We start from the raw sequence: 12,835 nt of genomic DNA, 5'->3' as shown, positions 1-12,835 counted from the left end.
GTGGCGGTGGTGCTCAGCATGGCCCCGTGGTTCTCGGCGGCGGCGGTGTTGCCGCAACTGCGCGCCGAGTGGCACCTCAGCCCGCAGGCGGGGTCGTGGCTGGCGCTGGCGGTGCAGCTCGGCTTCGTGGCGGGCGCGGTGGGCAGCGCCCTGCTGAACCTCGCGGACCGGGTGCCCAGCCGCGTGCTGATCCTGGTGGGCGCGGTCGCGGCGGGGGCCGCCAACGCGGCGCTGCTGGGCGCGCACACGGGCGCGGCCGCCTTCGCCCTGCGGGCGCTGGTGGGCGTGGCGCTGGCGCTGGTGTACCCGCCGGCGCTGCGGGCCATGTCGGCGTACTTCACGCGCGGGCGCGGCCTGGCGCTGGGCATCATGGTGGGCGCGCTGACGCTCGGGTCGGCCAGCCCGCACCTCGTGAACGGGCTGGGCGGGGCGCAGTGGCGCACGGTGATCGCGGTGACCAGCGCGCTGGCGGTGCTGGGCGGACTGGTCGCCGCGCTGGTGGGACCAGGGCCGCACCGCACGCCCGCGCCGCCCGTCCGGCCCGCGCAGGCGTGGCGGGCGCTCGCGGCGCGCGGCCCGGCCCTGGCGACCCTGGGCTACCTGGGCCACATGTGGGAGCTGTACGCGATGTGGACGTGGTTCGCGCTGTACTACGGCGGCGTGCTGCGCGCGGCGGGCAGCGCGGACGTGACGCGCGGCGCGGCCCTGGCGACCTTCGCGGTGGTGGGCGTGGGGGCGCTGGGCTGCGTGGTGGGCGGGATGCTCGGCGACCGCTGGGGCCGCACCCGCGTGACTGAACTCGCCATGTGGCTCTCCGGGGGCAGCGCGCTGCTGCTGGCCGCGCTGGCGGGCGCCGCGCCGGGCGTGGTGCTGAGCATCGGCGTGTTCTGGGGCTTCTGGATCATCGCGGACTCGGCGCAGTTCAGCACCATCGTGAGCGAGGTGGCCGACCCGGCGTACGTGGGCACGGCCATGACCGCGCAGCTCGCCCTGGGCTTCACCCTGACCGCCGTGAGCATCGCGCTGGTGCCGGTGCTGGAGCCCGCGCTGGGATGGCGGGGCATCTTCGTGATCTGGGCGGTGGGCCCGCTGCTGGGCGCGCTCGCCATGCGGACGCTGCGCGCCACGCCAGACGCCGCGCGGATCGCGGGTGGCCGCGGCTGATCGTCCCGACCGCCGGACCCGCCGAACACCGTCACGCCGTGTCCTGAATTGCGCCGGACCTTGCTGGAGACCCGGGTCATCCACCGGGTCCTGGCGCGTGCCTGTGCCGCACGCGCCGCGGTGCGTCCGCCGGACCCGCGCCCGCGCGGGGGCGGCCCGGTCCGCACTTCCACCCGCCCCGGGTGCTGGTGTCCAACCCACTCCCAACCCGGCGTCCCTACAGTGAACCTCGATCTTACAAACCACACCCTCGACGCCAGACCCGACACCCTGCCCCACCGCAGGGCTCTTCCCCGGAGATCATCCATGACTGATGCCCGTGCCACCCGCCGTACCTTCCTGAAACTCACCGCCATGACCGGCGCCGCCGCCGGCGTGGTCGCCGTGAGTGGCCGCGCCGGCGCCCAGACCGCCAGCGATCCGGCCAAGGCCGGCGACCTGCTGCTGCACCAGGACGGCCCCAACAAGGGCAAGCCGGTCAAGGCCACCGAAGTCAAGGTCGGCGAGGCCGTGTGGGCCGTCGCCGTCGATCCTGCCACCAAGAAGCCCCGTGACGCCATGAAGGGCGGCGTGGTGCTCACCAAGGTCGCCAGCGGAAAACTCCAGGCGAGCAGCAAGCCCAACGCCGCGGGCGACATCGTGGCGTACTCCAGCGTGTGCACGCACCAGGGCTGCCCGAGCAAGGAAATCGGCAGCCTGGGCCAGGGCAAGGGCCACATCATCTGCACGTGCCACGGCAGCATCTACGACCCGGCCGACAACGCCACCGTGCTGGGCGGCCCCGCACCCAAGCGCCTGCCGGCCCTGCCGATCAAGGTGGACGCGGCCGGCGCGGTGGTCGCCAAGGCGGGCTTTACCGGCAAGGTCGGCCCGAAGTAACGCACGCGTCCAGCCACGTCCCGGGCGACCCGGGATTCCACCACGCACGGCCGGAGCGCGCCGGCCAAAGGGGACACACATGAAAGGACCACGGAAGGCTGGAGGCATGATCCGCGTCGGGGCGCTGCTCGCGGCCGGGGTGTCGCTCGCGGGACTCGCGTTTGCACAGGTCGGCTCGTACTCGGCCGTGACGAATGCGCGTCTGGCCGCGCCCGAAGCGAGCAACTGGCTCACGACGCGCGGCAACCAGATGAACTGGGGCTACTCGGCGCTCGACAAGATCACGCCCGCGAACGTCGCGAAGCTCTCGCCGGTGTGGGCGTACTCCACCGGGCAGACCGAGGGGCACGAGGCCGCGCCCATCGTGAACAACGGCGTGATGTTCGTGTCGGCGCCCATGAACAAGCTGTTCGCGCTGGACGCCACGACCGGCAACCTGCTGTGGAAGTACGAGCGCGAACTCCCGGACGACATCACCTCGTGCTGTGACGTGGTGAACCGCGGCGTGGCCGTGTTCGGGGACATGGTGTACATGGGCACGCTGGACGCGCACCTGCTGGCCTTCAACGCCAAGACCGGCAAGATCGTCTGGGACCGCACCATCGAGGACTACAAGAAGCGCTACACGATCACGTCGGCGCCGCTGATGGCCAACGGACACCTCGTGACCGGCGTGCACGGCGGGGAGTACGGCGTGCGCGGCTTCCTGGAAGCCATGGACCCCAAGACCGGCAAGAGCCTGTGGAAGTCCTACACCACCATGAAGGGCTCGTACCCGGACGGCAGCGAGGCCCAGGGCGGCGCGCCCACGTGGCTGACCGGCGCGTACGACGCGGGCAGCAAGACCATCTACTGGGGCACCGGCAACCCCAGCCCGTGGATGGACCCGCGGCGCAAGCCCACCGACGACCTGAAGTGGAGCTCGTCCCTGATCGCGGTGGACGCCGACAGCGGCAAGATCAAGCAGGGCTTCCAGTACTCCCCGAACGACGCGTGGGACTACGACGGCGTGAACGAGCCGATCCTGATCGACACCATGGCGAACGGCAAATCCGTGCCGAGCGTCGTGACCGCGCACCGCAACGGCTACCTGTACCGCTTTGACCGCTCCGGCGGCGGCGTGAAGTACCTGAACGCCGAGAAGTACGTGACCGTCACGGCCTACAAGGGGCTGGACAAGAACGGCCGGCCTATCTGGGACCCGCAGCACCGGCCGGACGTCGGCAAGCAGGTCAACTCGTGCCCCAGCTTCCTGGGTGGCAAGAACTGGCACCCGGCCGCGTACTCGCCGCAGACGAAACTGATGTACATCCCGTCGAACGAGTGGTGCATGACCATTAAGGGCGCCCAGACCAAGTACGCCGCGGGCGAGGCCTACGTGGGCGCCGAGTTCGAACTGAACGCCGTGCCGAACCTGAACTATGTCGGCAACCTCCAGGCGGTCGATCCCGCGACCGGCAAGAAGGTCTGGAGCCAGACCTTCAAGGCCCCGCTGTGGGGCGGCGTGCTCACCACCGCCGGCGGCCTGGTGTTCACGGGCACCACCGCGGACCGGGACTTCATCGCCTTCGACGCCAAGAGCGGCAAGAAGCTGTGGTCGTTCAAGACGAACTCCGGCGTGATCGGGCAGCCGATCAGCTACTCGGTGAACGGCAAGCAGTACGTGGCCGTGTTCAGCGGCTACGGCGGCGCGATTCCGCTGTGGGCCGGCCCGATGGCGCAGCTCACCAAGGACACGCCCCGCGGCGGCGTGCTGTGGGTCTTCGCGGTCAACTGAGAGCGGCCTGACGGCGTGCGCGGGTGGGGGCGACTCCACGCGCGCACGTTCCTCGCGTGGCCGGGCGGACTTCACCCTGGAGGACTATGAAACGCTTCATCACGGTCGGTGCGACCCTGGCCCTGGTCGGCGTGGGCGGCGCGCAGCAGGACCCGAACTCGCCGACGAGCACGGTCGGCCCGCTGCGCAGCGGCAGCGCCATGACGTTCTGCCTGGACCAGCAGAACCCCATGTGGAAGTTCGAGCAGGATATGGCGGTGGCCGTGGCGCGCTCGCTGGGGCGCAAGGCGGAGTTCTACGTGCACCGCACGCCGCTGCCGGACATCGACACGGCGCCGCAGCCGCTCGACCGCACGGAACTCATGCGGCTGTTCGCGCACCGCTGCGACATCTACCCCGGGCTGGTGGGCAGCACCACGCCCGCCTTCGACTACCCCGCCGATGAGCAGATGTACGCCACGCGGCCGTACCTGAAGGTCAGTTACCTGTTCGTGAGCCACGACAAGGCCGTGACGAACCTGGCCCAGTTGCCCAAAACGATGCCTGTGACCATGGAGCGCAATGGCCTGCCGGCGTACTTCATGTACGCCACGCGGCGCGGCCAGTTCACGGACCGGCCGGTGGGCACCGCCGCGCGGCTGGTGGATGACCTGAAGACCGGCAAGGCGCGGGTGGGCATGACCTTCGCGTCGCAGCTGTACCCGCGCGTCCCCGACCTGAAGAAGGCCGGTCTGAGCGCGCAGCCGGTCGTGGGGCTGCCGAACATGACGTGGTATGTGATCTACGGGTTGCGGCGTGACCGCCCCAGCCTGCGCACGCAGATCGACGGCGCGCTCACCCGCCTGATCCAGCGCGGCGAGGTGCAGAAGCTGCTGACGAAGTACGGCCTGAACCGGCCGGGCATCGCGGCCGCGGACATCGGGGACAAGCGGCCGCAGTCCGAGAGCTTCAGGGACGACAACTGAGGATGACGGCCGGGAACCCGACCGTGATCGACGTGCAGGACGTGCGGTACGCCTATGGAGACGTGCACGCGCTGCGCGGCGTGGGTTTCTCCGTGCCGCGCGGGAGTTTCTTCGCGCTGCTGGGTCCCAACGGCGCGGGCAAGAGCACCCTGGTGTCGCTGATGAGCACGCTGCTGCCCCTGCAGACGGGCACGCTGGAGGTCGCGGGCGTGGACGTGCGGCGGCACGCTGCGGCCGTCCGGCGGCGGCTGGGTCTGGTCTTCCAGGAACCCAGCCTGGACGAGCGCCTGACGGTGCTGGAGAACCTGGACTTCCACGGGCGCATCTACGGTCTGAACGGCCGCGCGCGCCGGGAACGTGCCGAGCACGTGCTGGACGTGGTGGAGCTGGGCGAGTGGCAGAACGCCTCCGCACGCATCCTGTCGCGCGGCATGAAGCGCCGCCTGGAGATCGCGCGCGGCGTGATGCACGACCCGGACCTGCTGATCCTGGACGAACCCACCACCGGCCTGGACGTGCAGAGCCGCCGCGCGGTGTGGTCGTACCTGGGCGCGCTGCGCCGCGAGACCGGGCTGTCGCTGCTGCTCACCACCCACCAGATCGAGGAGGCCGAGGACGCCGATCTGGTGGCCGTCATCGACCGGGGCGAGGTGCTGGCCTTCGGCACGCCGCTGGAACTGCGCGAGCGCCTGGGCGGCATGGTCGTGACGCTGCGCGGCGTGCCCGACGACCTGCGGGCCGACCTGGCGGCGAGCGTGCCGGACGTGGTGGCCGGGCCGTCCGGCGACACCCTGCGGGTGCGGGTGGCCGATCCCGGCCCGCTGATCGCGCGCATCGCGCCGGACCTGCCGCGTCTGGCAGGCCTGAGCGTGCAGGCGGCCAGCCTGGAGGACGTGTTCCTGAACCTGACCGGCCGCGCGCTGCGCGAGGAGCGTGCGGCGCCCGGGCCGGCCCGCGTGTCCCCCACCGACGGCCGGGGGTTCCGTTGACCACGCCCCCCAGCGACGGCGCCACGGCCGGAACGCGCTACTACCTCGCGTGTCTGTACGCCATCTGGGCGCGCGAGGTCAAACGGAGCGTGCGCGAGAGCGGGCAGCTGGTGGGCGCGTTCTCACGGCCGCTGTTGTGGGTGATCATCTTCGGGGTGGGCCTGACGCCGTACTTCCGGACCGGCCTGCGCGAGACGACCTTCGTGGTGCCGTTCACGTACATGCAGTACATCTTCCCGGCGGTCGTGGTGCTGAACATCCTGTACCCCAGCATCCAGTCGGCGGTCAGCTTGATCTACGACCGGCAGTTCGGCTTCTTCCGCGAGGTGTTCGCGTCGCCGGTGCCGCGCAGCGCGGTCTTCGCGGGCAAGCTGCTGGGCGGCGCGACGGTCGCCACCCTCCAGGGCGGCCTGGTGCTGCTGCTGGGGCCGTACGTGGACGTGCCCATGCCGCCGCAGATCCTGCCGGGCGTGCTGGGCGTGATGTTCCTGGTGTCGCTGGCGTTCACGGCGGTGGGCCTGCTGATCGCGTCGCGGCTCAAGTCCTTCGAGGGTTTCGGCGTATTCTCCAACGCGCTGATCCTGCCGCTCTACTTCCTGGCGAGCAGCGTGTTCCCGCTCGACCCCAGCCTGAGCGTGCAGCAGCAGCAGCAGGTGTTCCCACCATGGCTGGTGCTGCTGGTGCGCGCCAATCCGCTGACCTACGCCATCGACCTGCTGCGCCACTTCATCATCGACTACCACGAGCATCCCCTGGGCCTGGACGTGGCCGTGGTGATCGGGCTGACGGTGGTGGCGTGCACGCTGTCGTTCCGGGAGTTCCGTCGGTGAGCCCGTGTCCACGCTATGGTGCCGACACCCACGTGCTCGCGGTGACGGCGGACTGTGGTGGAGGCGGTCGCCTCCTGCCAGTCCGCCCGCATCGGTTTCTTAGCCGCATGCAGGCAGACTCCCGATGAGCCGCCCGCCCGCGCCGCCCCCCTCTCGCCGGCCGTGGCGGCCTTCAGGAAGCACGGTGTTCATCGTGCTGGGCGTGCTGGCGTACCTGGGGCTGCGGCAGTTGCCGCCGGACAACTCGCTGGCGCGGGTGCGGGCGGCCGGGGTGCTGAACGTGTGCGCGCCGCCCAGCCTGCCGCCCTTCGTGAGCAGCGACGGCACCACGGCCACCGGCAGCGAGGCAGCCATGATCGACCGGGTGGCGCGCCGTCTGGGCGTGCCGGTCGGGTGGAACGTGCAGCCCGCGTGGGGCACGTCGCCAGACCCGGTGGACTGGGGCGTGAGACCGGAATCGTGCGACCTGCTCGCGGGCGGCATCGTGGTGAACGCCGAGACGCAGGGCCTGATGCAGGTGATGCCGTACGCACGCCGCGGCTGGGCGCAGCTCTCGACCACCGCCGCGCCCAAACGGCTGGCGGTGCTGACCAACCACTGGGGGCTGGCAGCGGACGACGCCTTCGGCTGGGCGGACGCGCGCGGCGTGGACTTTGTGGCGGTGCCCTCGGCGGACGCTGCGCTCGCGGCGCTGACATCCGGGGAGCGCGACAGCGTCCTGGGCCTCGCGGACGAGGTGGCGTGGCTGCACGCGCGGGTGCCGGGCAGCGTGGTCACGCCGGTCCGTGACCTGCCCACCCAGACGCTGGCGCTGGGCATGTGGAAGAACACCATCACCCTCAAGCGGGTGGTGACGTCCGTGCTGAACCTGCAGCCGAACGGGCGCTGACCGGGGCCGACGCGGGGGCTGGGCGCGGCGCCCGACATCAGTGCCCGACCGGGGAACTGCGTGAAGGGTTCGTCTGGTCAAGACACGTGGTGGCGGGACAAGGGCCATTTTTGTAAGGTGTACACTCGGTGAAAGCCGGGAGGCCATCCCGGCGGATTGTTGCGGGCGGTGACCATCACCACGATTGCTCGTGAATCTGTTCACAGGAGACGCTGAATGAAGACCCTGATTCTAGGTGCCGGCTACGCGGGCCTCGCCGTGGCCACAAAACTCAAGCCCACGCCCGACATGGACACCCTCCTGATCGAGCAGAACGCCTACCACACCTTCGAGACCCGCCTGCACGAGGCCGCGGCGCACAACACCCGCGTGACCCTGCCGCTCGCGCCGCTGCTCAAGGGCACCGGCGTGCACCTGGAGCAGGCGCAGGTCGAGAACGTGAACCTCGACGACAAGGAAGTCACGCTCAAGGACGGCCGCGTGCTGACCTACGACACCCTGGTCGTCGGCCTGGGCAGCGTGACGAACTTCTACCGCATCCCGGGGCTGTCCGAGAACGCCACGGAACTCAAGCAGCTCAGCGACGCCGACGAGATCTTCAACTTCGTCAACCGTGCGTACAGCAGCGACTACCACGGCAACCGCGACATCGTGGTCGGCGGCGCCGGCCTGACCGGCGTGGAACTCGTGACGGAACTCGCCCAGCGCGCCGCGCTGCTCACCAAGGAACGCGGCCTGCCGCCCTTCCAGATCCACCTCGTCGAGGCCGGCCCCAAGATCCTGCCCGTGCTGGACGACGCCCTGCGCGGCAAGGCCATGCGGACCCTCGAGGAATACGGCATCAACGTCCTGGTCGGCCACCGCCTGATGCAGGCCACCGCCGACTCGGTGACGGTGCAGCAGGCCGACGGCACCCAGACCGTGATTCCCGCCGGCAAGATCATCTGGACCGGCGGCATCCAGGCGCGCGACATCGTGCGCGGCCAGGGCATCGAGAAGGGCCCCGGCGGCCGTATCGTCGTGGACGAGTACCTGCGCGTGAAGGGCTACCCCGACGTGTACGTGGTCGGTGACATGGGCCTGGCCCTGAACCAGGAGGGCAAGCCCGTGCCCACCACCGCCCAGCACGCCGGGCAGCAGGGCCGCCTGACCGGCAAGAACCTGATGCGCCTGTCGCGCGGCGAGGACCTGGAACCCTACGAGCCCACCACCCTGGGCGAGTTCGTCAGCCTGGGCGGCCTGATGGCGGTCGGCTGGATGAAACTCCCGTGGAACCAGAAGCTCGCCATGACCGGCGGCCTCGCGCACGTCATGAAGCGCGCCTCCGAGTGGCGCTGGCGCGTCAGCATCGACTGAGACACGGCATTCAAGACGGCCGGAGCACGAAGCCCCGGCCGTTTCCTATTCGTCCAGCCAGGGAAAGCCCCAGGGATCGGCCGCAGCCCGGACGCGAATCTTCGCCGCGTCGTGAACACGCACCGGGAAGGGAAAGTCCTGCGGCCCGACGGGTATGGCCATGACGGGGCGCACAGAACCCGAATGGACCCAGTGTGCTTCCTGCACGTCACCCAGGCCGGGATGACGGTACGGCGGGGAGGGCTCGAAGCTGTCGCGCGGGACGACATACACGGTGCCGGGAGCGAGCAGCGCGCGCCCGTCCGCCGTGAGCGGCGTCGCTGCGCTCAGGGATATGAAGTAGCGCATCGGTGACCAGCCGTGCCCCTCGCGCAGGCGCAGGCCCATGTCTATCATCCCGGTGACCTTCGGGCCGCGCAGGGCGTACATCATGGCCCACAGCCCGTCTGAGGACGCGTACACGCCCGTGCGGTTGCTGAAGTCATCCGGCTGCCGGTAGTCCCTGACCTGCGGAGTCAGCACGTCCAGCCCACCGCCCTGAGAACCGTGGAAGAGCACGTCCTGGTTCTCCAGCCAGCGCAGGAACAGCCAGCAGGGCATGCCGGAGGGCAAACCGGAGACGTCGCGGCTTGCCCACACCGCCTCAAAGTCGCGGATGGCGTCTGCGGACAGCTTCACCTGCGGGGCTTCGAGCATCCACGGGAGCACACGCCATGCTGCCACGACCGGCCACACCGACCACCTCCATAGGCAGACTGGGCTTGACAAAACACCTACTCAGGCGAACTATGTAGACAGACATAGCTATGGATGGGCTGCACCCCTGCGGGACGCCACAGGGCCGACGCCCCACCCCACGGAGCCTCCATGAACCCCGACCTGCTGCGCGGCAACCTCGACCTGATCCTCCTCACCCTCCTCGAACACACCCCCCTCTACGGCTTCGCCATCATCCAGGCTGCCAAAGACCGCACCGGCGGCTACTTCGACTTCAAGGAGGGCAGCCTCTATCCAGCGCTGCACCGCCTCGAAGCCGATGGACTGCTCGCCGCGCAGTACGGTGAAACCGGCCGCAACGGCAAACCGCGCAAGTACTACGCGATCACCGATCTGGGCCGCCAGTCCCTGGCCGCCAAACGCCAGGAGTTCGCCGCCTTCACCGGCGCCGTCCACCAGCTCGGCGGGAATGGCGCGTGACCGCGCACACCGCGACTGAGCCTCGTGCGCTGACCACGTACCTGCGCCGCGCGACCTGGGGGCTGCCCGACGGGCGCCGTCAGGAGCTGTGGGACGAGCTCGAAGAACATCTCCTGACGCGCGCGGACCATCTGACATTCCTGGGCCTCTCTCCCACTCAGGCCATGACCCAGGCGATCCGCGAACTGGGGCCACCTGCCCGCGTGACCCTGGGCATGGCGAGGGTCTACACCATGCCCAAACTAGTGATTGCCGCCGGAACCCTCGCCCTTGGACTCAGCGCTGGTCTGTATGCGCTGGCGGGCGGAGGGAATGGTGCCAAAATCGACCTGCCAGTTCTTCTGGAAGTGCCCGCCAAACCCCAATGTCTCCGCGGGACAAAACCTACAGATCCCGATCTGCAAATCATCAGTCAGAAGGACGGGATTACCTGCTACCGCTCCAGCCAGCCGCTGAGAGGCGTCTTCATGGGGCACACTGACCTGCAAAAGGTCGTACAAGCACAGGGAGGAAAAGCAACAATCCTCAAGGATGGTCGCCTGAAGGTCAGCTATCCGGGTGCAAGTTGGTTTACCATCGACACCTACTTCACAGTAGATAAGCAGCGGTATTACTATGCGTCCCCCCTGGCATCATCGCTGATGACGTCAGCCCTTCCCAAGGCAGTCTCTCTCAGCGGATATCAGCAACCCGCACTGAACGTCGGTAGCCTCCGAATCAATTTCGGCACCGCCGCCCAGAATATTGGGCAAAACTTCTACAACGGCTTCGGGCTGGAGTTGGTCAGTACGCTCGTCGGCACGCCAGCCGCTGAGGGAACCAGCGTGACACTCAGCACTTACAGCACCTGGGATGACGCATCTCAGGTTACCACTCAACGCGTTCAGACCGATCTGAGACCCGGCGAGGTAGTCATGGCCGTCCTCAAACGGGCGGGGAACAATTACGTCACGTTGTTTTCGCCCGTCGCATCAGACGGCACCGTGATGCTCGAGCATCTCCCAGAGAGGGTAAGGTTCGTGCCCAGCCTAGATCAGCTCGGCCCCTACTCCTCGGGCGGACGCATCAGTGCCCTCCTCGTCCGAGTCACCAACATTCCCCTGAGTGACCTGCGGGCTGGCATCTTCGTCCCGGCTCAGGCCACCTCCGACGCCCGCTAACCCTCTCCCCCGCTGCGCCCGGTCCATTCCTCCAGCAGGTACTGGAGTCTGGTCTGGGCGTTCTCCTGGCTGCCGTACACGCTGCGGATCACCTCGCCCCCGGGCGCGAACGCGAACCAGTGGGGCGTGCCCTCGATGTGCCACGCGCGGGCAAGGTCGCCACTGGTGTCGAGGGCAACCGGGAACGGGAGCTTCGCGTAGTCACGGGCAAACTTCACCAGGGTCGGCTCGACGTCCTCGCGCGGCAGCAGGCGGTGGCCGTGGCTGGTGTGTACGGCGAGCAGGGTCACGGCGTCGCTGTATTCGGCGTGCAGGCGCTTCAGGAAGGGAATGCCGCGCGACACGCAGCCGGGGCATTCGAGGTTGAAGACCATGACCAGGCCGGGCCGCGTCCACGTGGTCGGCGGGGACACGGGGTCGCTGTGCACGAAATCGGTGGGGGCGGGCCAGTCCATGCCGTCCACGCTACGCGCACCGTATCCTGTCGGGCATGAAGCGTTCCCTGATGCTGTCGGTGCTGGTGGTCTCGTCCGTGTCGCTGGCGGCGTCGGTGGCCGACGTGAAGAAGAAGGGCGTGCTGGTGCTGGGCACCGACCCGACCTTCGCGCCGTTCGAGTTCAAGGGCGCGGATGGCCAGATCCAGGGCTTCGACATCGACATCGCGCGGGCGGTGGCCAAGGACCTGGGCGTGCGGCTGGAGGTGCGCGCGGTCGGCTTCGGGGCGCTGATGCCGCAGTCCGTGACGTCCGGGCGGGTGGACATGGCCATGAGCGGCATCACGATCACCCCGGAGCGGGCGAAGGTGGTGGCGTTCAGCGCGCCGTACTACCGCTCGGCGCAGGTGTTCATCGTCCGGAGCGGCAATCCCGGCAAGTTCGCGTGGCCGGCGGACGTGAAGGGCAAGACCATCGGCGTGCAGGCGAACACGACCGGGCAGTTCACGGCGAACGACATGCTCAAGCCCAAGGGCGCGACCCTGAAGGTGTACGACGATTTCGCGGCCGGACTGGCGGACGTGCGCGCGGGCCGCGTCGCCGCGCTGATCGGGGACGCGCCGACGGTGGACGACCTGAAGAAGCGGCTGCCGGGGCAGTTCGACAAGGCCGGCGCGGACCTGGCGGCCGAGGATTACGGCATGGTCTTCGCCAAGGGAAGCAATCTGGCGGCGGCCGCCAACAAGACGCTGGCCCGGCTAAGGGCGAGCGGCGAGTACCAGGCGCTGCTGAACAAGTGGATCGTGCAGAAGTAAGGCCGCGCGGGTGCTGACGCTGCTGGTGATCGCGGGCGCCGCCCTGGCCGTGTACGCGGTCATGCGGGCGTCCCGCGCAGGTGGGTCGTCGCCGCGGACCGGGGGGCAGGAGCGGCAGTGGGAGGAACGTATCCTGCTCATGACGCGCGGGAACCGGGGCGCGCTGGAGCGGGCGGTCACGGCCCGCCGCCGCCGCTTTCCCGGCGCGACCCGGCTGGAACTGCTGAAGATGGTGCACGACGAGTACGTGAAAGACCGCGAGTGACCCGCCGGTGTGGGCTGGGCAGGCCGGCGACCGTGGTTCTGGGGCGGCGTAGACTGACCGGCGCATGATGCCGACCCGCCGCGACGCCAGGGCATGCCGGGGAAGAATCGGCGGG

14 protein-coding genes are annotated in these 12,835 nt (G+C 69.3%); 12 read left to right on the top strand and 2 right to left on the bottom strand.

Annotation, left to right across the window (positions count from 1 at the left end; all coding sequences use genetic code 11):
* The 8 genes from HNQ07_RS01790 (at position 1) to HNQ07_RS01755 (ending at position 8,849) form a co-directional block, all read left to right on the top strand.
* Complete coding sequence (locus tag HNQ07_RS01790) at positions 1 to 1,164, top strand: MFS transporter (protein ID WP_229831787.1); 1,164 nt, start codon at positions 1 to 3, stop codon at positions 1,162 to 1,164.
* A gap of 306 nt (positions 1,165 to 1,470) precedes the next feature.
* Entirely contained in the window at positions 1,471 to 2,043 is a 573-nt protein-coding gene (locus HNQ07_RS01785; RefSeq protein WP_184109176.1) for a Rieske (2Fe-2S) protein, read from the top strand.
* A 106-nt stretch (positions 2,044 to 2,149) separates the two neighbouring features.
* A complete protein-coding gene (locus tag HNQ07_RS01780; RefSeq protein ID WP_184109175.1) occupies positions 2,150 to 3,820 on the top strand; it encodes a PQQ-dependent dehydrogenase, methanol/ethanol family in 1,671 nt (556 codons plus the stop codon).
* Positions 3,821 to 3,906: 86 nt separating this feature from the next.
* Positions 3,907 to 4,785 carry a substrate-binding periplasmic protein gene (locus tag HNQ07_RS01775; RefSeq protein WP_184109174.1) on the top strand — a complete coding sequence of 293 codons (879 nt, stop codon included), beginning with the start codon at positions 3,907 to 3,909 and terminating at the stop codon, positions 4,783 to 4,785.
* Positions 4,786 to 4,787: 2 nt separating this feature from the next.
* On the top strand, positions 4,788 to 5,774 hold the full coding sequence (locus tag HNQ07_RS01770) for an ABC transporter ATP-binding protein (protein ID WP_184109173.1): 987 nt from the start codon (positions 4,788 to 4,790) through the stop codon (positions 5,772 to 5,774).
* Positions 5,771 to 6,604 (top strand): ABC transporter permease, encoded by an 834-nt coding sequence (locus tag HNQ07_RS01765; RefSeq protein ID WP_221274666.1) that lies wholly within the window; start codon positions 5,771 to 5,773, stop codon positions 6,602 to 6,604. Before HNQ07_RS01770 ends, HNQ07_RS01765 begins: the two co-directional genes overlap by 4 nt.
* Before the next feature lie 184 nt (positions 6,605 to 6,788).
* Positions 6,789 to 7,493 (top strand): transporter substrate-binding domain-containing protein, encoded by a 705-nt coding sequence (locus tag HNQ07_RS01760; protein ID WP_184109172.1) that lies wholly within the window; start codon positions 6,789 to 6,791, stop codon positions 7,491 to 7,493.
* 216 nt (positions 7,494 to 7,709) lie between these two features.
* Positions 7,710 to 8,849: an NAD(P)/FAD-dependent oxidoreductase gene (locus tag HNQ07_RS01755; RefSeq protein WP_184109171.1), complete on the top strand. Its 1,140-nt coding sequence runs from the start codon at positions 7,710 to 7,712 to the stop codon at positions 8,847 to 8,849.
* Between the two features lie 45 nt (positions 8,850 to 8,894).
* On the opposite strand, the gene HNQ07_RS01750 is transcribed toward HNQ07_RS01755, so the two are convergent.
* Entirely contained in the window at positions 8,895 to 9,545 is a 651-nt protein-coding gene (locus HNQ07_RS01750) for a hypothetical protein (protein ID WP_184109170.1), read from the bottom strand.
* A 171-nt stretch (positions 9,546 to 9,716) separates the two neighbouring features.
* Here HNQ07_RS01750 and HNQ07_RS01745 point away from each other — a divergent pair, with 171 nt between their 5' ends.
* On the top strand, positions 9,717 to 10,046 hold the full coding sequence (locus HNQ07_RS01745; RefSeq protein WP_184109169.1) for a PadR family transcriptional regulator: 330 nt from the start codon (positions 9,717 to 9,719) through the stop codon (positions 10,044 to 10,046).
* On the top strand, positions 10,043 to 11,206 hold the full coding sequence (locus HNQ07_RS01740) for a permease prefix domain 1-containing protein (protein WP_184109168.1): 1,164 nt from the start codon (positions 10,043 to 10,045) through the stop codon (positions 11,204 to 11,206). The genes HNQ07_RS01745 and HNQ07_RS01740 overlap by 4 nt, the downstream gene beginning before the upstream one ends.
* On the opposite strand, the gene HNQ07_RS01735 is transcribed toward HNQ07_RS01740, so the two are convergent.
* Positions 11,203 to 11,661, bottom strand: coding sequence for a peroxiredoxin family protein (locus tag HNQ07_RS01735; RefSeq protein ID WP_184109167.1), 459 nt, complete (start codon positions 11,659 to 11,661; stop codon positions 11,203 to 11,205). The genes HNQ07_RS01740 and HNQ07_RS01735 overlap by 4 nt on opposite strands.
* A 35-nt stretch (positions 11,662 to 11,696) precedes the next feature.
* Between HNQ07_RS01735 and HNQ07_RS01730 the strand changes: the two genes are divergently transcribed.
* Together HNQ07_RS01730 and HNQ07_RS01725 are read left to right on the top strand one after the other, a co-directional pair.
* The gene (locus HNQ07_RS01730; protein WP_184109166.1) at positions 11,697 to 12,455 is read left to right on the top strand and encodes an ABC transporter substrate-binding protein; all 759 of its coding nucleotides are present in this window, start codon (positions 11,697 to 11,699) and stop codon (positions 12,453 to 12,455) included.
* Between the two features lie 10 nt (positions 12,456 to 12,465).
* Positions 12,466 to 12,720, top strand: a complete 255-nt coding sequence (locus HNQ07_RS01725; RefSeq protein ID WP_184109165.1) for a hypothetical protein — start codon at positions 12,466 to 12,468, stop codon at positions 12,718 to 12,720.
* Positions 12,721 to 12,835 lie beyond the last annotated feature (115 nt).

The organism is Deinococcus metalli, assembly GCF_014201805.1.
Lineage (GTDB): Bacteria > Deinococcota > Deinococci > Deinococcales > Deinococcaceae > Deinococcus > Deinococcus metalli.
The sequence above is the reverse complement of the archived record's forward strand: the minus strand, read 5'-3'. Positions and strand labels throughout refer to the sequence as shown.